This window comes from Bacillus sp. A01H, from assembly GCF_045277205.1.
Lineage (GTDB): Bacteria > Bacillota > Bacilli > Bacillales > Bacillaceae_G > Bacillus_A > Bacillus_A paranthracis.
On record NZ_CP117702.1, the window covers coordinates 499,221 to 520,446 of the forward strand.

The 21,226-nt window shown below is 35.0% G+C and carries 19 protein-coding genes; 12 read left to right on the forward strand and 7 right to left on the reverse strand.

Annotation, left to right across the window (positions count from 1 at the left end):
• The first annotated feature begins 65 nt into the window (after positions 1-65).
• The 3 genes from PSR14_RS02695 (at position 66) to PSR14_RS02705 (ending at position 3,697) form a co-directional block, all read left to right on the forward strand.
• On the forward strand, positions 66-857 hold the full coding sequence (locus PSR14_RS02695) for a TerC family protein (RefSeq protein WP_000025699.1): 792 nt from the start codon (positions 66-68) through the stop codon (positions 855-857).
• A 107-nt stretch (positions 858-964) separates the two neighbouring features.
• Positions 965-2,596: a YceG family protein gene (locus PSR14_RS02700; RefSeq protein WP_000492873.1), complete on the forward strand. Its 1,632-nt coding sequence runs from the start codon at positions 965-967 to the stop codon at positions 2,594-2,596.
• A gap of 18 nt (positions 2,597-2,614) precedes the next feature.
• Positions 2,615-3,697, forward strand: coding sequence for a toxic anion resistance protein (locus PSR14_RS02705; protein WP_001064413.1), 1,083 nt, complete (start codon positions 2,615-2,617; stop codon positions 3,695-3,697).
• A gap of 60 nt (positions 3,698-3,757) precedes the next feature.
• On the opposite strand, the gene PSR14_RS02710 is transcribed toward PSR14_RS02705, so the two are convergent.
• Both PSR14_RS02710 and PSR14_RS02715 read right to left on the reverse strand, forming a co-directional pair.
• Positions 3,758-6,424, reverse strand: a complete 2,667-nt coding sequence (locus PSR14_RS02710; RefSeq protein WP_000073719.1) for a cation-translocating P-type ATPase — start codon at positions 6,422-6,424, stop codon at positions 3,758-3,760.
• A 190-nt stretch (positions 6,425-6,614) separates the two neighbouring features.
• Positions 6,615-6,839, reverse strand: coding sequence for a DUF1128 domain-containing protein (locus PSR14_RS02715; protein WP_000366197.1), 225 nt, complete (start codon positions 6,837-6,839; stop codon positions 6,615-6,617).
• A 174-nt stretch (positions 6,840-7,013) separates the two neighbouring features.
• Here PSR14_RS02715 and PSR14_RS02720 point away from each other — a divergent pair, with 174 nt between their 5' ends.
• Genes PSR14_RS02720 through PSR14_RS02730 form a run of 3 tightly spaced genes read left to right on the forward strand, consistent with a single transcriptional unit; the run spans position 7,014 to position 8,923 of the window.
• Positions 7,014-7,478: a low molecular weight protein-tyrosine-phosphatase gene (locus PSR14_RS02720; RefSeq protein ID WP_000250909.1), complete on the forward strand. Its 465-nt coding sequence runs from the start codon at positions 7,014-7,016 to the stop codon at positions 7,476-7,478.
• A gap of 53 nt (positions 7,479-7,531) precedes the next feature.
• Positions 7,532-8,047: a DUF4075 domain-containing protein gene (locus tag PSR14_RS02725; RefSeq protein WP_071708889.1), complete on the forward strand. Its 516-nt coding sequence runs from the start codon at positions 7,532-7,534 to the stop codon at positions 8,045-8,047.
• Positions 8,048-8,053: 6 nt separating this feature from the next.
• Positions 8,054-8,923 carry a YihY/virulence factor BrkB family protein gene (locus PSR14_RS02730; protein WP_001226530.1) on the forward strand — a complete coding sequence of 290 codons (870 nt, stop codon included), beginning with the start codon at positions 8,054-8,056 and terminating at the stop codon, positions 8,921-8,923.
• A gap of 184 nt (positions 8,924-9,107) precedes the next feature.
• On the opposite strand, the gene PSR14_RS02735 is transcribed toward PSR14_RS02730, so the two are convergent.
• The gene (locus PSR14_RS02735; RefSeq protein WP_048557769.1) at positions 9,108-11,033 is read right to left on the reverse strand and encodes a heavy metal translocating P-type ATPase; all 1,926 of its coding nucleotides are present in this window, start codon (positions 11,031-11,033) and stop codon (positions 9,108-9,110) included.
• 270 nt (positions 11,034-11,303) lie between these two features.
• Here PSR14_RS02735 and PSR14_RS02740 point away from each other — a divergent pair, with 270 nt between their 5' ends.
• The 3 genes from PSR14_RS02740 (at position 11,304) to lepB (ending at position 13,837) form a co-directional block, all read left to right on the forward strand.
• Positions 11,304-12,254, forward strand: a complete 951-nt coding sequence (locus tag PSR14_RS02740) for a DMT family transporter (protein ID WP_000845687.1) — start codon at positions 11,304-11,306, stop codon at positions 12,252-12,254.
• Between the two features lie 123 nt (positions 12,255-12,377).
• Positions 12,378-13,058 carry a lysoplasmalogenase gene (locus PSR14_RS02745; protein WP_001051050.1) on the forward strand — a complete coding sequence of 227 codons (681 nt, stop codon included), beginning with the start codon at positions 12,378-12,380 and terminating at the stop codon, positions 13,056-13,058.
• Between the two features lie 242 nt (positions 13,059-13,300).
• Positions 13,301-13,837, forward strand: coding sequence for a signal peptidase I (gene lepB, locus PSR14_RS02750; protein WP_000983293.1), 537 nt, complete (start codon positions 13,301-13,303; stop codon positions 13,835-13,837).
• Between the two features lie 143 nt (positions 13,838-13,980).
• Here the strand turns inward: lepB and PSR14_RS02755 are convergent, their stop codons facing one another.
• A complete protein-coding gene (locus PSR14_RS02755; protein WP_000151452.1) occupies positions 13,981-16,743 on the reverse strand; it encodes a lipopolysaccharide assembly protein LapB in 2,763 nt (920 codons plus the stop codon).
• A gap of 462 nt (positions 16,744-17,205) precedes the next feature.
• On the opposite strand from PSR14_RS02755, the gene PSR14_RS02760 reads away from it, so the two are divergent.
• Positions 17,206-17,802, forward strand: coding sequence for a DedA family protein (locus PSR14_RS02760; RefSeq protein WP_000434856.1), 597 nt, complete (start codon positions 17,206-17,208; stop codon positions 17,800-17,802).
• A gap of 7 nt (positions 17,803-17,809) precedes the next feature.
• On the opposite strand, the gene PSR14_RS02765 is transcribed toward PSR14_RS02760, so the two are convergent.
• From PSR14_RS02765 to PSR14_RS02775, 3 genes are all read right to left on the reverse strand, one after another.
• Positions 17,810-18,238, reverse strand: coding sequence for an EamA family transporter (locus PSR14_RS02765; protein WP_061131244.1), 429 nt, complete (start codon positions 18,236-18,238; stop codon positions 17,810-17,812).
• Between the two features lie 145 nt (positions 18,239-18,383).
• Positions 18,384-18,530 carry a BH0509 family protein gene (locus tag PSR14_RS02770; RefSeq protein ID WP_000817786.1) on the reverse strand — a complete coding sequence of 49 codons (147 nt, stop codon included), beginning with the start codon at positions 18,528-18,530 and terminating at the stop codon, positions 18,384-18,386.
• 155 nt (positions 18,531-18,685) lie between these two features.
• On the reverse strand, positions 18,686-19,102 hold the full coding sequence (locus tag PSR14_RS02775; protein ID WP_000550222.1) for a pyridoxamine 5'-phosphate oxidase family protein: 417 nt from the start codon (positions 19,100-19,102) through the stop codon (positions 18,686-18,688).
• A gap of 181 nt (positions 19,103-19,283) precedes the next feature.
• On the opposite strand from PSR14_RS02775, the gene cax reads away from it, so the two are divergent.
• On the forward strand, positions 19,284-20,339 hold the full coding sequence (gene cax, locus PSR14_RS02780; RefSeq protein ID WP_000482144.1) for a calcium/proton exchanger: 1,056 nt from the start codon (positions 19,284-19,286) through the stop codon (positions 20,337-20,339).
• 81 nt (positions 20,340-20,420) lie between these two features.
• On the forward strand, positions 20,421-21,218 hold the full coding sequence (locus PSR14_RS02785; protein ID WP_001992424.1) for a YfkD famly protein: 798 nt from the start codon (positions 20,421-20,423) through the stop codon (positions 21,216-21,218).
• Positions 21,219-21,226: the final 8 nt, after the last annotated feature.

The following is a 21,226-nucleotide window of genomic DNA, read 5'->3' on the forward strand; positions in this document are numbered from 1 at the left end:
ACGATATTCGTTTCCTTTTTTTGACCTTTCTATAAATCTAGCAAAGAATAGGGGATATAGGTAAGATGAGTATTTTGCAAGGAATCCTTGATACGTATGCTCAATTTTTCGACTTGGACATGTGGATTAAAGTGTTGCAGGATCCAGTATCTTGGGGATTAATAGGTACACTTGTTGTACTTGAAGGATTGTTATCTGCTGATAACGCACTTGTATTAGCGGTAATGGTAAAACACCTTCCGGAAGAAAAACGTAAAAAAGCATTATTCTATGGACTTATTGGAGCTTATGTATTTCGATTTATCGCAATTGGAATTGGAATGTTCTTAATTAAATTAGCATGGGTAAAAGTGTTAGGTGCACTTTACTTAGCATGGCTTTCAGTTAAATACTTTATTGATAAACGAAAAGGTAATGCAGAAGAAGAGGAAGCTCATGGTATGAACCAAAACAGTGTTCTCTTCAGAATGTTTGGTGTCTTCTGGGGAACAGTTGCGATGGTTGAATTAATGGATATCGCATTCTCTGTAGATAGCGTACTTGCTGCATTTGGTGTATCAAATGAAGTTTGGATTCTATTATTAGGTGGAATGCTCGGTATTTTAATGATGCGCGGTATCGCTGGTGTATTCTTAAAATTGTTAGAGCGTATTCCAGAACTTGAAACGACAGCATATATTTTAATCTTAATTATCGCAGCAAAAATGTTATTGTCTGTCATTCATATTGAAATAAGCCATACAGTGTTCTTCATTATTTTAGTTGTAGCATTTGGAGCAACATTTATACTTCACTACATGAAGAATTCTGGACAAGCTAAAGAAGAAGTTGCAGCTACTAAAGAAGACAATAAATAATTGAAATGGGTTTGCTCGTTTTACGAGCGCCCATTTTTTATAGACAGAAATAGTTTATAATAGAAGAAAGACTTAGAAAAAGTAAATGTTTTTGGAGGTGAACTGTTGTGTTTTCACGTTTTACACTTCAACCATATGCATTAAAAGATGAATCAGATTTAAAGCAATTTGAAACGCTTTTAGAAAAACGTCCACAATATGAGCTGACAGAGAATGAGATGAAATTTAGTTATATAGCATGTCGAATCCTTGGCGTTCCTAATGATGTAGATGAATATTTCAATGAACTATTTGATTATAGTGAAGCGAAAGGAATTGAAGTTTTACATGAACAAAATTTAAATAAAGTAATCGATTCGGAAAAACTTCGTCATATTCAAGAAGTGTTCGGATTACATCAAGAAGCACCAAATGGTCTAACAGTAAATAGGCTAGTGGCACACTTATCTGGGAAACAACTTTTGCCGAAAGTAGATAATCCTGATTTACAACATTATATACATACGACATTTATTTCTGTATTGAAATTATATGAGAAACAACATAATCAATCTTTAAAGACAGAAGGCTTCCGTCGTTTCTTAATCGACATGATTAAATTAAGCGAAAATTACGTAGCGAAGTGGTTCTCTACGATTAACTATAAGAAACAAATGCCGCGTATTGTTTGGTACGGTGATGCACAGGAAAGCCGTATATATTTCTTATACTTTCTTATTATGCTCGGCTGCGATGTACTTTATTATCACCCAGAAGGAAAAGATGGATTTGAGAATGTCGATGAAGAGGGAAGGACATTTATTATGTCTCATCCAGGCCGTATTGCTCTTGAACCATTTCCAGATCGCCGCCGTGAGCGTGTTGCAACAGTAGCGTATCAAGCTTCAAAAGAAATTGAGCAAGTACTTCACCACGATAATTCACTGCTGTACAAGCCGTGGCAATTCCGTTCCTATACGCCTGTAGCTCGTACATTAAAAACAACATATGATGAACTCTTTTTAATTACGAAAGAAAAGGCGTTTGTACGCCCGACATTCTTTGTTGAAAATAAACACATTTATATCCCTTCTTTATTTGCGAAAATATCAGGTGTTTCAAAGAATGATAAAGAGTATTTTCAACGATTAAAGGCTGTTACATCATTTGATAACAGTTTATTAATTAATACATTTCCGTTTACGAAAGAACAAAAAGCAAATTTCCAATACCATTATCGAGATGCATTAGACCGCGGGGGAAAATTGCATCCAGATTTAATTATGAACAGTCATTGGTGGCCACATAAACGATTGCCAGAAGGATTACAACATGGTATTGCAGAAGCGATTATCCATACGTGTGAAAGCGAAATGTGTAAACCAATTGCAAAAGAGACGAAACAAGATGTAGCGCTATATGTTTTCGCGCAACTTTCTCAAATACCACCGAATATTTTAGAACAGCTTGAGAAATTTGATTATTCACAAGATGTACCGAAAATTGTTATATTTAATAATGAGAAGAGTGGAGAGTTAACTCGTTCTGATGCTGTTTTATTACTATTTTTAAATCAAATTGGAGTAGATGTATTCCATTTCAATCCAACGGGAAGAAACGATATTGAACCATATATTGAAGCGGGGGCATTTGATTCACATTGGCTTGAAGAAGTTAATTTCGATCTTGAGTTTCATGGTTCATCAGCCTATAAAAATTTATCACAAACAATAAAAGGACTATTTCGTCCATTTTTATAAGGAAAGGGAGAATACCATATGAATAACCCAGTCGTACTAGATTCGAAAACAGAATTAAATGAGCAAACAGCACAAGATGTTCGCTTGCAACTTAGACAAGATGCGGATGTACAACGTATTTATAATGCGGTAGATATTAAAGATCAATTAGAATTAATTGAACTTGGAAAAGAACCTTCTATGGAAATTTCACGTTTTGCTGATCAAATTTTACATACAATGTCATTATCAAAGATAGAAGATTCTGGTGAATTATTAAAACAGCTTGGTAAAATTATGGACCGATTCGATAGCAAAGACTTTGCGGAAGAGAAAAGCGGTTTCTTCTCACGTATGTTCAAAAAAGCGGATAAAATGATTGAACAAATCTTTAGCAAATATCAAACGATGGGCCGTGAAATTGATAAAGTGTATGTGGAAATTACAAAGTATCAAGATGAAATGAAAAAATCAATTGGTACGTTAGATGGTTTATATGAGCAAAACTTAAAATATTATTTAGACTTAGAAAAATACGTAGTAGCAGGAGAAATGTTATTAGAGCGTTTAAATACAGAGTTAGTTCCGATGTATGAAGAGCGTGTACGTAATAATGATCAATTAGCAGGTATTGAATTAGAGTCGCTTAAAAACTCTGTTGAAATTTTAGAACAGCGTATTGATGATTTAGAAAAAGCACGTATGGTTGCGTTACTTACAGCACCACAAATTCGTATGATTCAACGTGGTAATAATAAATTAATTGGTAAAATCAATACAGCATTTATTACAACGATCCCTATCTTTAAAAATGGTATCATTCAAGCGGTAAATGCGAAGCGTCAAAAGCTTGTTGCAGATTCTATGGCTGAACTGGATCGCCGTACAAATGAATTACTTAAGAAAAATGCACAAAATATCGCGACGCAAAGTGTGGAAGTAGCGAGGTTATCAGGTTCTTCTAGTATTAAGATGGAAACACTTGAGGAAACTTGGAACATTATTTCAAGAGGTATGCAAGAAACACAACAAATTGAAGAACAAAATAAACGTGAGCGTGAAGAAAGCCGCAAACGTATGGCTACATTAACAGAGAACATTAAAAAAGAATTACAAGGATAAAGTGAAACTTTAATCAGTGGGGTAAACGAAAAGGCAATGAGAAATAGTCCTCATTGCCTTTTAGTTTTTCTTCACTAATTTAATGATTTCATTCACAACAAGCGGAATGATACTTAATAAGAGAACAAATCCCCAATCTCGCATCGTTAATGCATGCACACCGAATATATTTGCAAGGGGCGGAATGGAGATGATACAAACTTGCATAAGAACACCGATAAGAAGGGAGAAGACTAAATATTTATTTGTAAAAATCCCAATTGAAAAGATCGATTTCGTTCTTGAACGCAAGTTAAATGAATGAACGAGCTGAGAAAAACTAAGAACGACAAATGCCATCGTTTGAGCGTGTAATAAAGCATCCTCATCAATTTGCTCTGGGAAAAGAGGGAATAGATGTGTATCTCCAGTATAGAACTTTGCTCCGGCGATAAAGGCTATTAGCGTCAAAAGGCCAATGACAACCCCATTGAAAATAAGGAAAGGAACGCTACCACTAAATAAGCTTTCTTTCGCATGTCGTGGTTTTTCCTTCATCACATCAGGATCTTCAGGATCAACCCCAAGTGATAATGCAGGCAGCGTATCTGTAATTAAATTCACCCACAAAATGTGAATAGGTCGTAGTGGTGTTGCCCAGCCGAGTAAAATGGCTAAAAATAAAGTGATAATTTCTCCGAAGTTACAAGAGAGTAGGAAGAGAATTGATTTTTTTATGTTACGATAAATGTTTCTACCTTCCTCAACAGCTTTCACGATAGATGAGAAATTATCATCTGTTAATACGACATCCGCTGCCCCTTTTGCAACATCTGTTCCTGTAATGCCCATCGCTACGCCAACATCTGCTTGTTTTAAAGATGGAGCGTCATTGACGCCATCACCAGTCATAGAAACGATATTGCCTTTTGCACGTAATGCTTTTACGATCTTTACTTTATGTTCTGGAGAGACTCTAGCGAATACATGTAAGCGATCAATTTTGTTTGCTAGTTCTGTATCTGAAATGTTGTCTAATTCAGTTCCAATCATAATTTCAGATATTTCTTCAGCGATGCCAAGTTCTTTAGCAATTGCAAAGGCGGTATCTTTATGGTCACCAGTAATCATAACTGTGCGAATACCGGCTTTTTTACATTCTGTAATTGAATCTTTTACTTCAGTTCGCGGTGGATCAATCATACCGACAAGACCAATAAAGATGAGATTTTCTTCGAGATGATCTATATCCACATCGTTTGAATTGTATTGTTTAAATGCGAATGAAAGTACTCTTAAAGCTTCTTGAGACATTGACCCAGCGGCTTCTAATATTTGATCTTTATCAGCATCTGTTAGAACCTCGATTTTACCGTTTTTAAATATGTGGGTACATCGAGGTAAGAGTTTATCGATAGCACCTTTCGTCATGCTATAGTAGCTTTCATCATATGTATGCACGGTTGACATCATTTTACGATCTGAATCAAAAGGTAGCTCATTTACACGTTCATGTATTTTTTCTAAATGATCTTTTTGCATATTAAAGGTGCTCCCGGCAACGAGAAGAGCAATTTCAGTCGGGTCTCCCGTTTGTGAGTCATTATTGTAAGATGCATCATTACATAGCACCATATTTTCTAACAATAGACGTTGCACATCATTATTTACGTTTAAATTTTCTAATTGATCGTATGTGTTATCACTATAAAAGTGAGTAACGGTCATTTTATTTTGTGTTAACGTACCTGTTTTATCTGAACAAATAATTGTGACAGAACCGAGAGCTTCAACAGCTGGTAGTTTCCGAATGATAACATTTTGTTTAATCATACGCTGCACACCAATTGCAAGAACGATGGAAACGATAGCTGGCAAACCTTCTGGAATAGCTGCAACGGCTAAACTAATTGCAGTCATAAACATTTCTAGTGTATCTCGTCCTTGTAAAAAGCCGATGAGAAACATCACGATACAAATAGCTACAGCAACAAAGCCTAAATACTTTCCGACTTGTGCTAAGCTTTTTTGAAGTGGTGTCATATCATCGTCTGCTTCATGTAACAAGGTAGCAATCTTACCAATTTGTGAGTTCATTCCAGTTTCAACAGCAACACCAACGCCTCGTCCATATGTAACAAGAGTAGACATAAAGGCCATATTCTTTTGATCACCGAGTGGTACTTGTTCATCACTTTGCATGGAAGGGTGGTAGATTGCATCTTTATCAACAGGGACAGATTCACCAGTTAGAGCAGATTCTTCAACTTTTAAATTTGCGGTTTCGATCAGGCGTAAATCGCATGGGATATATCGTCCGGCGTCGAGCATAACGATATCACCTGGAACGACGTGCTCAGATGGAATTTCTTTTAGTTCACCATCTCGCTTGACGATAGCTTTAGGTGTCGCCATCTTTTTCAATGCCTCTAAAGCTTGTTCTGCTTTCGATTCTTGGACGACACCGATAACAGCATTTAAAACTACAACGAGCGCAATAATACTTGCATCAGCCCATTCACCTACAAAGGCTGAAATAAGGGCAGCAATAATAAGGACATATACGAGGACGTCATTAATTTGGGCGAAAATACGCTGCCATAAAGTGCGTTTTTGTTTTGTAGCTAATTCATTAGAACCGTATTGCTTTAAACGTCCATTTACAATTTCTTCTGTTAAACCGTGTTGTTCGTTTGTTTCTAGGTCGATTAATGTTTGATCTTTCGTCTTACTGTACCAATTGCTCATAAGTAAGCACCTCCAGTAAAAACAGTTAGCAATGGTAGTGTTGCTATTATTTGTGAGTAGTATGTATGGAGAAAAAATCTAAGGTGAGGTTCTACTTCTATTGTACAATATTTTACAGTTGATTGAGGGAAAGAGAAGAGTTGTCATGAATTTGTTGGAAGTAAAAAAGAGCCTCATAAACGAGGCTCCTTTACTTTTTAATTAATGTACCTAATTCTTCTGTAATAGCTTGCATTTCACTAATGCTGAATGTTTCACGTTTCATAACATGCTCATAAATGTCACGTAAGTCTTCGTACATTTCTTCATTAAAGCTAGCAGCTCTCATCGCTCCAGCATTAACCATACGTAATTTTTCTTTAATAGCTTCAACCATATATTCAACGTTTTCTTCTGACTTTACGGATAAATCCACCGAAGTGTCCCCCTTTAAAATAACATAAGGCTATCTTAACATTTTTTATCATTTTCGTTAATGAATCTTTTCAATCCTATTAAATTAGTAGGGATTTCCTTTATATTCACTAATTGGTTGTTTATACTATAAGTATATATAAAGAAATGCACCAAGAAAGGAAGAAACAAAAATATGGTTCAAGTATTGTTTGTTTGTCTTGGGAACATTTGCCGTTCTCCGATGGCAGAAGCGATTTTTCGAGATCTTGTCGTAAAAGAGGGACTCGAAGAGAAAATTGTCATTGATTCTGCAGGAACTGGAGATTGGCATGTTGGCCATCCGCCACATAAAGGAACACAAAAAATTTTAAAAGAAAATGCAGTTACTTTTGAAGGAATTAAAGCAAGGCAAGTAGAAAAAGAAGACTTAACAAAGTTTGATTATATTATTGCCATGGACAACAAGAATATAGCAGATTTAAAAAGTTTAGGTAAAACTGGAGGCTATATTGGTAGGCTGTCCGATTTTGTTCCAGACGGTGGCTGGACAGACGTTCCCGACCCTTACTATACAGGGAATTTCCAAGAAGTATATGACCTTGTAACAGAAGGGTGTGCAAAGCTATTAGCTTTCATTCGAAAAGAACAAGGAATATGAGGAAGCTTAGAAAGAAATACTTTCTAACATAAGAAATGAAAGGGTGAAGGAATATGGCAAAGAAAAATAATATTGCTCGAAACATTGCGATTGGTGTAGCTGCAGGTGTAGCTGTATCTATGTTGAAGAAAGAAAACCGTGAAAAAGTAAAAAATACTGCAGAAAAAGCAAAAACAAAGATGATTGAAATTGGTGAAAATGCAAAAATCAAAGAAAAAGTGCAAACTGTTACAGATAAAGGACGCGAACTTGCTGATTTAAATGTAGTGAAAGCAAAAGTAGCAGAAATTAAAAAATTGACGCCGTCTGTTGTAGAGACGTTAAAAGAAACGAAAGAAATTTTTAGTAAGAAAAAGGTTGAGCCAGCAGAGAAGCCAGAAACGATTGAAATTCAAGCTGTTTCTCCAAAAGTAGATGAACTGAAAGCAGAAGAAGAGCCGGTAGTTGCTGAAGATGGCGGTATGAAAGAAGCGCGTGAACTATTTATGAAAGACTCCAATGTAGAGGGAAAAAAAACTGAAGCGTACATTGAGTTGAAGCAAGATAAAGAAGAGAAGAAAAGCGTTTAACCATATATGAGAAAAATTTTAGAAAAGGTGAGAAGAAATCGTACTTATTCGTTTGGTAAAGATTTATATGACCGAACGATGCGCGATGATGTAGCGGGCTTGGCAGCACAGCTCGCTTATTTCTTCTTGCTTGCGATTTTTCCTGGGCTTGTTTTCTTAATTACGCTTCTTGGATTCATTGACCTTCAAACAGAAAGTGTGCTCAACTTATTAGAACCGTACGTACCTGAAGATGCAATGTCTTTGATTGAAGTAAACGTGGATAAAGTTGTAAATGAGCAAAATGGTGGTTTATTATCATTTGGTTTATTATCAATGCTATGGTTTGCTTCAAATGGTGTAAATGCGGTGATGAATGCTTTTAACCGTGCGTATGATGTAACAGAAACACGTTCTTTTATTAAAACGAGGGCGTTATCAATTGTATTTACATTAGCGATTATTTTTATGATTGTGTTTGCACTAATTGTTCCAGTGTTTGGACAAGTCATTGGGGCAGCTGTATTTAAAGCAATTGGTTTATCGGATAGTTTTTCTTACGTGTGGAGTATTACGCGTTTAGTAGCGAGTTTCTTCGTGTTATTTGCATTGTTTAGTTTTTTATATACATTTGCACCAGATCGAAAATTAAAAAGAAGAGAAGTCATTTCAGGAGCAACATTTGCTACTGTAGGATGGATTGTGGTATCGTACTCATTTGCTTATTATGTAGATAAGTTTGCGAATTACGCCAATACATATGGTGGTCTCGGTGGTATTATTATTTTAATGTTATGGTTTTACTTAACTGGATGGGTAATTTTACTTGGCGGTGAAATTAATGGTTTACTCCATCATTATAGGACGGGTGACAATAATTCCCGTAATGAAAAGTGAGCTCTTGTTCCATAATAATAGGGAACAGGGGGGATATTTCATGAGTAATAATAAAAAGAATCACAACAATAAAAATAACAATAAACAAAAGAGTAGTTCGCATCCAAAGCATAAAACGAGCGGTAGTGCAAACGGGCATAATAGCTACCATTAGAAAAAACGGGTCCTTTATGAGGGACCCGTTTTAATTGTTTCCTTTTAATAATCGTAAGCCATTTAAAATAACAAGAATCGTACTTCCCTCATGCCCGATAACACCGAATGGAAGAGCTAAAAATTGCATGAAGTTTGAACAAATCAGCATTGCAATTACAGCTAGTGAAAAGATTACGTTTTGCTTTACAATACGGTTCATTCGTTTTGATAAACGAATTGCTTGTGAAAGTCGAGATAACTCGTTCTTCATAAGTACAACGTCTGCCGTTTCTAAAGCTACGTCTGTTCCTTCTCCCATCGCTACACCAATGCTAGCAGTAGCGAGTGCAGGGGCATCATTTATACCATCTCCGACCATTGCTACTGTCCCGTATTTTTCTTTTAGCTTTTTAATCGTTTCCACTTTTGTTTCTGGTAAGCATGATGCGTAATATTCCTTTATATTACTTTCAGAGGCAATTGCTTTTGCTGTTTCTTCATTATCACCAGTAATCATAATTGCTTCGACACCGATGCTTTGTAATTCGCGAATAGCAGCTATCGTTTCTTGGCGAAGTGTATCTTTTAAAGCGATAAGCCCAAGGATGCCATCCTCGTCACTAATATAAACGACAGTTTTACCTTCTTTTTCAAGGGAAGCAGAAATACCATTATGAAATGTCTTTGTTTCTTCACCGATAAAATCAGCTTTACCTATTTTATAAGCTTTGTTTTCGAATGTTCCTTTTAGCCCAAAACCAGTTACATCTTCAACGTTTTCTGGTTTTTTTAATGTAATGTCATACGCATGTTGTGCATACTTCACAATAGATTCAGCTAAAGGATGTGTAGAGTGACTTTCAATTGCTGCTGTAATTGAAAGTACTTCTTTTTCTGTCATATTTTCTCGAACATATACATCTGTTACGGTAGGTTTTCCTTCTGTTAATGTCCCTGTTTTATCAAAAGCAATTGCTTTTACTGAAGCGAGGCGTTCTAAATGTATGCCACCTTTAAAGAGAATTCCATTTCTTGCTCCGTTAGAAATAGCAGATAACGTTGCTGGTGTAATGGCAGCAACGAGTGCACAAGGAGATGCGACTACAAGTAAGATCATAGCGCGATAAAACGTTTCATTCCAGCTCCAATCTAGTAAGAAATGAGGGACGAACATCATAAGCGCAACAACGAGTAGTACACCTTTTACATATGTTCCTTCAAACTTTTCGATGAATAGTTGTGATGGTGATTTTTCACTTTGTGCACTTTGAACGAGACGGATAATCTTTTGGAATAATGTTTGATCGCTCGGCTTCGTAATTTTAACTTCGATAGCACCGCGTAAATTTACAGTACCAGCAAATACTTCATCACCATGTTTTTTTTCATTTGGAATAGGTTCACCAGTAATCGCTGCCTCATCGATATTTGTTTCACCGCTATGAATCGTACCGTCAGCAGGAACGCGCTCACCTGGCTTAATTAAAATAATGTCGTTAATTTGTAATCGTCCAACAGGAACACGTTCCTCGGTTCCATTTGAAATACGTAATGCTTCTTCAGGTTGTAGATCAAGAAGCGCTGAAATTTCTTTTTGGCTTTTACTTAATGTATAAGATTCCATTGCACCGCTTAGTGCGAAAATAAAGATTAAAATCGCGCCTTCTGCCCAGTAGCCAATAATTGCAGCACCGATAGCAGCAAAGAGCATAAGCATTTCGACATTTAGCTCTTTCTCCTCAATTGTATCTTCAATACCTTCTTTTGCTTTTGCATATCCACCAACTATATAAGCAAGGATATAGCAAGTAATGCCTACATTCATTACATCGTTCTTTGTGAATAACCAACCAGCTAAAATGAAAATACCAGATGCGATTGCAAATATAAGTTCATAATGTTTCTTTAATGTATCCCATAAAGAGGGATGAGAAATAGACTTTTGTACTTGTAATGTTTTTACTTCTGAGTTCATTACTACTCGCTCCTTCCAAATTCTTATTGAGAAAAATAATCAAAATCGAAACCCCTATAGAACGACGAAAGCTGCCATCCATAATGGATAGCAGCATTTCTGTTGAATCTGTTTTTAACAGTTATTATGTTGTAATTATTCTATAGTATAGCATATGTTTTCGTTAGATGATATGTTTTTGTTTGCGTATAAACTGAAAACTTGTGTTTTCACAGTTCCTTTGGTATATATGAATATTGTTCGTAAAAAGATCGGAAAGGAAGACAACAAGTGAAGACAGAGAAATTTTTTACCCATCCGATTGGCGTGTTTATTGCTGCAATAGTAGCGACTTTTTTATGGGGGAGCGCATTCCCTTTTATTAAATTAAGTTATGCTGAACTTGGAATTCAGCCACAAGAAGTTGGGGAGCAAATATTATTTGCTGGTTATCGTTTCTTCTTATCTGGGGTTATGCTTTTATTCTTCTTTAAAGCGTTAGGAAAAGATATGAATTTCAAAAAAGGAACGGGGAAGCAGTTAGTACAAATTGGTTTATTTCAAACATTTCTTCAATATATATGCTTTTATATTGGAATGAGCTATAGTTCTGGTATTGAAGGAGCTATCATTTCAGGAACCTCATCATTCTTTCAAATTTTACTCGCACATTTTTTATATAAAGATGATGCTCTTAATGTGAGAAAAGTAATTGGAGTTTCTATCGGCTTCTGTGGTGTCATTTTAGTAAATGTACCGAGTGATGGTAGTTTGTCATTCCATTTCGGAATTGGTAGTTTATTACTTCTGATTGCAGCAATGTTGTACTCGTATGGGAATATATTGGCGAAAGAAGGTAGTAAAACATTAGATGTTGGCTATATGACAGCATACCAAATGATTTTTGGTTCTATCGGGCTATTATGTATAGGGGCTTTGCAAGTTGGAGTCATGCCATTTACATTCAGTGTACATGCAATACTTATGCTGATTTACTTATCTTTCTTATCCGCAGCAGGATTTTGCATTTGGAATACAATTATGAAGTACAACAAGGTTGGAAAAGTATCAATGTACATGTTCTTCATACCCGTATTTGGTGTGTTATTATCGAGCATGATTTTAGGAGAAGCAATTCATTCATTTGTATTATTTGGTTTAGCATGTGTAGCCGCGGGAATTATCGTGGTGAATCGTACGCCAGCTAAGCAGAAAATGGAGCAAGAAAAACAAGTAGCATAAATAACAGGAAAACGATTAAAAAAGAAGAACAGTATTGTTCTTCTTTTTTTATGTAGAAAAAGGATAATAGACTAGGTGTAACGAAAAAAGATACAAAAAGCATTTTATTGGGGAGAACATATTATGAATCTACTTTACATGGTGTTAATTGCACAAATCATTCTTTTTTTAATTGGTGTAATTTATGCAATAGGACAGACAAAAAAGAAAAGAAATAATATGCCGTTACCTTTAGCGGTGCGTCTTATTCTTAGTTTTTCTTTAACAGCAAGTGCAATTTGGATATGGTTACAAGATCCATCAGTAGATTATAGTACGTGGGTTGCACTAGGTATGACGTTATCAACTGTAGGGGATTTATTTATGGCAGGTTTAATTCCAATTGGTCACAGGCTAATTGGAGGGATGATTACTTTCGCGCTTGCGCATTGTTTTTATGTAAAAGCATTTTTGCAAACAGGCATTTCATGGAATGGTTTTTGGATTGGTTTACTCGCATACGGACTCTTTCTCATTATAGGATGGTTCTTTTTTATTCGAAATGAGAAACAAGATAAATTGTTTACGATAGGAGCGCTAATTTACGGATTGTGGGTTGGAGGAATGGCTTGCTTTGCATTCGCCTTATACTATGAGAATACAGGAATATGGTGGATACCAGCTTTTGGTGGTTTACTATTTGTGATTTCTGATTTTATTATTGGCGTGACAGATATTGGAGGGCGCAAATTAAAGTATGAACCACTTTGGATTTGGTTTACATATGTAGCGGCTCAAATGTGTATTGTATATGTGGGAATATAAAAGGATACTCTCCAAATAGTAGATAGACTATTTGGAGAGTATCTTTTTTACTATTTTGCTTCAGCCAAATTTTACTGTCTATAAATAGTGAGGTACATATAAAATATGGTATATAAAAATAAGGATTTTATGAGGATGTTATTTTAAAGTTTTTAATATTCTAATTTTATAATTCGGAATTTTATAGAAATTAAGTAGTTGAAGTCTTTATAATAAAAGTAAAAACATGATGAGATGGTGGAATGATGCAAAAGAAAAAACGGTTGCGTGAATTCTTTGGAACAATTGCAATTGCTTGTTTGCTCGTGTTTTTGGCGAAAATTTTCGTATTTTTTCCTACGACTGTAAAAGGGGCGTCTATGAAGCCAACGTTACAAGATGGGGATAAGGTGATTGTGAATAAGTTGGCAAAGAAATTTGAAAGTTATGGGAGAGAAGATATTATTGTTGTAAAGACAGATAATTTTTATGTGAAAAGGGTTATTGGTTTGCCTGGCGATGTTATTGAGGTGAGAAATGATCAATTATATGTGAATCATGAAGTGATAGAGGAAGCGTATTTGTATAGTAATAAAAAACAAGCTGAAAAAAAACTTATGAATTTAACGGAGGACTTTGGACCAATTACAGTTCCTAAAAACAAGATTTTTGTTATGGGAGATAATCGCTTAATAAGCAGAGATAGTAGAAATGGTTTAGGACTCATTGATAAAGCTGATGTATTAGGAGAATTAGCGGCAATTTATTATCCATTTGAACATATGAAAATAATGAATTAAAGTAAAAAACCAAGCAAACTTCAGTTTGCTTGGTTTTTTATCCCGCTTTAATGGGCAGTAAGACCCCCACCTCAAAATTCAGCGAAAGCAAGGAAGTTAGGTGGGGGATGAAGACCCCCCACTGATTAAAGTTTCACTTTATGTTAAATCGTAGGAGACTCATTAAATTCATAGACGTCTTCATTGTTTTTGTGCGTACTTAAAACGAATTTGTGTTGCAATAGTTGCAGTTTAAAGAATGCTAACGGATCGTGATAAGTTTCTGGATTGCTTCTTAACGTTGCTAATGTTTGCTCGTCTTCCTGTATTTCAAGTTGAGCGGCTTCTACATTTTGTTTCAGTATGCTAAGTGGATCTTTAAAGAACATCATGATATCTCGTTCTAATGCGCCTTCAAATACTTCAAATTGAAGGAAGAATTGTTTTGAAATCGTTTGAGCAATTTCCGTATAGTCTTCCGTTTCAATATATTGTTTATATTTGTTTGCAAGCATAGATTGATTTTTTTGCATGTTACCAAATAGTTTTCCTGCACTCTTTAAGAAAAATTGTGTCGGTGTAAAACGTAATAAAATATTGATATTCGATACTGTAATTCTATTGGTCATGCGTACAACATCTCGATGCCAATCATCTAGTAATTTGAAATCGCAAGGAAGTTTCATTCGTTCTTCTTTATATAATTTATTAAACGTTTCACTCATTTCATCTAAATAAGATTGAGCTTGAATAAATTCATTATGTGCTGTTTCAATCCACTCTTGAATAAACCCAGTAAATTTAGGGAGAAGCACTTGCTGTACATGTTTTTGAATTCGTTCGTTCATCGCAGTATTTAATTCTTCATGAACTAATTTGAAATCACTATCTTCTTGAACAAGGTCAGAGCAGCTCTGTAATAATTCAGGAATTTGAGAATGGATATCTCTTGTGATTTCTTCTTTCGTTAAAAGATAAGATTCTGTAATAGAACGAATTTTATCTTTTTCAAGAGCAGTAAGATTGTTAATAAATCCGTTTAGTTTTACTGAGATATGTTTATTCCAGCGTACTGATTTGACTAATGTATTTTCTAATTCCACACGTTCATTTACAAGGTATGCGATTGTCTTTTGAGTAAACCATATTAGTTTTTCGATACGTTCTTGTTCTATATCGCGTTCTGCTAGATTAGAAAGAATAGACTCTGTCACGTCCCCAAGTTGTTGGCTCCCCTCTTGTGAAGGAGAGTATGGGAAGAACTGCGCATTTGGGAAATGGACTTTCATCTTACTCATTAGTTTTTCATTCGTATCCGCACTATTTGTATGTAATACGAAATGAATTTGTAAGTTTGGTACTTGTTCACGTAAATAAAGTAATGTATCAAGTTCTTCACCATGTAACGATGAAGCAGAATTTAATACGTAAATAAGGCTATCTGCGGCTTGTAAGTATTCAAAATATGAGCTGTTTTTTTCCACTTGTCCTCGAACAGATGGTGTAACAAGAAATGCAAATTTATTCTTTCTCAAAAATCTACTTGGTAATTTAATTTCTATACATTTGTTCTCAAGTTCTGATTGTTCAGGTGTAGCCATTATTTGATGGAATTCATCAAAGTTCGGTATATTGTGCACATCTAACGCAGTGAATTCTGTTATTTCAGTTTGGCTATCATCTTTAAATAGAATAGGAGTTGTTATAGTTTCAGTTAAGATGTTCTCTCCTAATATTGAATTGACGAATGATAATTTATCATAGTCACTAGTTCCCGAAATTAGTAATTTTGTAACATTTAAATCACATAGTTCATGAACGAGTAACGTAAATTGATGACTTAAATCTACATCATTTTTTTCAGCCCATACAGCAATTGTTTCGAATAAATGAGAAACAGTTTCCATTTTCACATTTGTTTCAGCTGTTGAATTAGAGAGTAGGGCTCCCGCACTTTTTACGAGTAATGACTCTAAAGTTGTAGGTGAAACTTCATTCCACGCTAACACTGCAGCAGAGACGAATAGGGCGTCTTTTGCTCTCGTTAAACTAAACCAATTTGTTAATAAGTCAGGTACAAGTCCTTGCATTTCATGCATGAAATGTTCACCAGTAATTAATTCAAAGTACGTATCTTGATAGCGTTCAACAATTTCATGCCAATCGTCATTGTTGTCTGTTTCAATATGTAAGAATAAATGATTGATTGTTTGAATCCAAGGTAGATGTGATTTTTCATTTTGATAGCTGTTCCAAAGAGCAATAACAAGTTCCTTAAATTGGACTTGATCAATTGCATATAAAGCTTTTAAAGATTCATAGAAATATTCTGGTTTGATTTGTTTCGTAAATCCTTGATTCACATAATTGATTAAAGTATCGAACCAGTGTAATGATTTTGTTCGAATTCCTTCTTGAACGGCAAGTTCGATGGCGTTATTCCAATCTTCTTGTTTTTCATAGAATGAACGAGCAATTGAAGTAATATTTGGATAGTCAGGTTGAAATGCAACAGCCTCACTAATCGTCTTAAATGCTAGACCTAAACGATCTTGTTCGATATAAAGAGAAAGAAGTTGTAAGGAAACTTCCATTGTAAGAGTTGTATCTTCCGTTTGGATAGATTGATACATTTCTTCTGCCTTTGGTAAGAATCCTAGTTCAAAATAAGCATCTGCAATATTCTTGGTTGCCCAAAGTGCAAGCTCATTATTTACTTTCTCCCATTTAAATATTGCTGCTTCAAAGTCTTTATTTTGGTAATACAATTCACCTTGAGCAAAGCGAATATTAGAAATATTGGAGAATTCATTTGTAGATTCATTTATATATGCTTCACCGAGTACTTCTGATACTGGAGTAGAAGTTTTTTCTGTTAAAAATGTTTTATAGTAAACCTTTTGGATAAATTGATTTTCAATGGTCATGTTCGTTCCCCCTGTATAATTTAGAAAAATGATGTTGTATGTAAAGGGTGCATGTTCTTTTAATAGGTAGAAGTTGCATTATATCGACCAAACTATGTTTTTGCTAGGTATATCATTTTTCCTGAGAGTTAAACCGTTGCGAAAAGTAACTTTCCTTTATTGTAACAAAAAAACAAGCATATGAATTTTTATTTTTTAATCATGGTATTTGTGGATAGTAAGATTAGTCCTTCAAGAGGAGATGGATATAAGGAAAGAAGGCGGGAGTCTAGCACGTGATTGATGTGTACTAAGAATGAGCGAGGTCACTGATTAATAGTTCAATTTCAGCCTGCTAAAGGAATGGATAGAAGTAGAGTTCATTATAAAAACAATGTATAGTGAATATGTATACCATGTTTGTCTGAAAGATAGAAAGGGCACAATGTGGAATAACGATCGTGTATAGGATGTGTCTTCCGAATGGAACAACATATTGGCGAGTTAATCGCACATTATGGGTATTTTGGAATTATTATAGCTTTAGCTGGCGGGATTGTTGGATTACCGATACCAGACGAGTTTTTATTGACCTTCGTTGGTTATAACGTTTCAAAAGGCGTTATGTCAGGAACAGCTGCGTTTTTAAGTGGGATGGCTGGTGCGATGTTAGGCATTACATTAAGCTACATATTAGGTTTAAAACTTGGACTCCCTGTTTTAAAAAAATATGGACCGAAAATTAGAATTAAAGAACATCACATTGAAAAAACACATATTTTATTTGAAAAATATGGCCCATTTCTTTTAATAGTTGGTTATTTTATCCCAGGAGTACGTCATTTAACAGCGTATTTTGCTGGGATGTCGAATTTAACACTTTGGCGTTTTTGTTTGTACGCTTACGGTGGTGCACTTATTTGGATAAGTGTTTTTATTGGACTTGGCTGGAAGTTAGGAGAGAAGTGGCGTTTCGTTGAGTATAGTTTGCATCATTATGGAATATGGATTTTATCCATTTCAGTAGTTGTTACATGTGTCGTATGGTTTTACATAAAGAAAAAGAAAAACCGCGAGTAGCGGTTTTTTAGCTGAAAGCGATAAATAGTACACCAGCTGTAATAAAGACAACACCAATACCAGTCATAAAGTTTAACTTTTCGCCGAGTATAATCATAGCGAGAATGATAGAAAATACGACACTTAATTTATCGACAGGAGCTACTTGTGAAACCTTTCCTGTTTTAAGGGCAAGAAAATAAAATAGCCATGACGAAGCACCTGCAACTCCACTTAATGTGATAAAGAGCAGTGCTTTTTTATTTAGCAGTACGTCGCCGATATTTTGAAATTTACCTTGTATAATAATAACGCCTATCATAAATAATGCCATAATAATAGAACGAACCGTCGTAGCAACATTGGCATCGATTCCATCTAAACCAATCTTACCGAAAATAGATACAAGGGCAGCAGTAATTGCTGATAATAGTGCGAATAAGAGCCATGAACTCATAGTAAAATTCCTCCAATCGTACATTATTATACATGAAAATCATTCTCACGTATAAAGTGAATGGGATTTTACCGCCTCGCAAAGAGCTGGATAGATAACGAAATACTCCCCACCTTATATTTTTCATAAGGTGGGGAGTATTATACTACTCTGCAATTTCTTCATATAAAAAGTACGTTACATTATAAATATGTTCTACTTCATCATCTGTCATAAACAATAATTCGTCACGCTCAATCCCTTTTTTCTTTTCGATAAACTCAATCATGTTTTTACGTTCTTCTCTTTTCATCAATTTTATTTCTCCTCTCAATCTGTTTTAATACAGTTTATTTAAGTTACTGCTATTATATAACAGAATCTTTAGAAAGTTCCACCTATTTTATTGTTTTTTTCAGAAGAACTTTTCGACAAAACAAGCCCACCTAAAGGTGGGCTTGTTTCACTTTATAGTCGTAAAAACTCGGGCTCCGTCGTACCCGCACCATCGATGTAATAAATTGTATCGGGGTTGATTTTAATTAGTACATAATTAGGGTCTTCAGGACCGAGTAACCAACGCTTTAAGCTATTACTCCAAAACTTGTTTTTTAATGTGGAGTCTTCCTCGATGGAGGCTAAGCCTTCCACTTCGATATAATCTTCATCTAATTTTTTTCCTTCACGACCAAGTAGTACATGTACATTTGGATTGTTTTTAATATCTGTTATCTTTTTTGATTGTCGATCTGTTGCAACATACAGTACAAAATCTTCGTGGAAAAACATCATAAAGGCGCTATGAGGTTTCTCATTTCGTACTGTAGATAATACACCGGTACGTTGACCTTGAATAATAGTTGCGATTTTTTCTTTTAAGTGCATATTTTTTACCTCTTTTCTTAATTTACATTTTCTTTATTTAAACAAGATGATTTAAACATCTTTCATACTGTTTTCTTCAATTCAATTTTTTAAACGCAATTGTGATGAAATCGGACAAGTTAGGAGAATAATAATAATAATAATATCGAGGAGAAATACATACGATGGAAGGATGAAAAGCATGTTTAATAAAATATTTCTTATAGTGGCTCTTATAGGTGTACCACTGTCTGTACTTGGGAAAACACTTCATTGGCCTCAAACAATTATGTTTGCTGTGTATTGTATTACGATTATCGCATTAGCGGGTTTTATGGGGAGAGCGACAGAAAGTTTGGCAATTGTATCTGGTCCTAGAATAGGTGGATTATTAAATGCTACTTTCGGTAACGCTGTTGAACTAATCATTTCGATTTTTGCACTTCAGGCAGGATTGATTGAAGTTGTGTTAGCTTCTTTAACAGGTTCTGTACTTGGAAATTTATTATTAGTAGGAGGGCTATCCTTCTTTGTGGGAGGGCTTAAATATAAAAGACAAAGTTTTAATGTATATGATGCAAGGCATAATTCGGCTTTATTAATCTTTGCTGTAGTAGTAGCATTTGTTATTCCAGAGATTTTTTCAATGAAGATGGACGCTGGAAAGACGTATCAGTTAAGTATAGGTGTCTCGATTATTATGATTATTATGTACCTTGCTGCATTGCTATTTAAGTTAGTTACGCACCGTGGTGTATATCAGCATAAAAGTGATGAAGTCGCTCATGAGGAAGAACCAGAGTGGTCGAAAGGGAAAGCATTACTCATTTTAGCAATAGCAACAATTGCGGTAGCTTATGTGTCAGAGGCGCTCGTGCATACATTTGAGACAGTTGCAAAATCATTTGGTTGGTCAGAATTGTTTATAGGTGTTATTATCGTTGCGATTGTTGGAAATGCAGCAGAACATGCATCTGCAATTATTATGGCGTATAAAAATAAAGTAAATATTGCAGTTGAGATTGCGATAGGTTCTACATTACAAATTGCCATGTTTGTTGCTCCTGTATTAGTACTGCTTTCTATGTTTTTCACGCAAAGGATGCCTTTAGTATTTACAATACCAGAACTTGTTTCTATGATTACAGCTGTTTTCTTAACGATTGCGATTTCAAATGATGGAGATACAAACTGGTTTGAAGGCGGTACTTTATTAGCTGCGTATGTCATTATGGGAATTGGTTTTTATTTATTATGAAAAATAGGCATAACAATTGTGCTCAGAGAAAACAATAAACGAAGTAGTATATATACCTTTATGTAGGAAGGAGCCAGACAGGTGAAACGAGTATACAGCATATGTCTTTCAACTATGGTCTCGTTTATTTTATTATTTCCTAACAGTGGCTTTGCAAAGACAACAGTAGAAACAAAAATGCCTTCATCTGTTTTAAATATTTCTAAAGACAATACGTTTCCAAATGATGCGCAAGATTTACCGCGTTTACAGCCGAGTAAGTTTGCTCAAGAATTATTAAAAACAGCAAATATTAAAATTGAAAATCCGGACTTAATTCGAATGTTTAATGAAACAACAATTTCGAATGCGCCGCTTGCGGTAGGGTACCGAGCAAAGATTTATTTAGGGCAATGGGCTTTACATTATGAATCGATTGATACATCGGTTAATTGGGAATATAAACAAGTAAATCGCAATGTGTACGATAATCGCGGAGGAGATCGCCTATATCCACTACGCTATAAGCAAGAAACACAAAAGACGGTTGAAGGTGATTTAACAGCAGATATGAAAGATGCTGCAGATGTGAAAAAAATGATGCTTCTCAAAGCACTTGAAAAAGTACAATTGCCACTTTCATTTAAAACGACTATTGGTTATGGTACAGGGCATGAGCGTGTGTATAATATTAGTCCGAGTCAACTTGGATATTTATATGCTTATACACCAGCAGTAAATGAAAAAGGAAAAGTAACATTTGGAGAAGTATATCTCGTATTAAAAGGAAATCAAAAAAGGCTTGTTGTAAAAAATATTACTTCTCAAGGAATTGGAGCCGCTATCCCAATTCATGATCATTTATATTTTAAATTCATTTCTTCTTCTCATTCGCAATAAGATAAAAA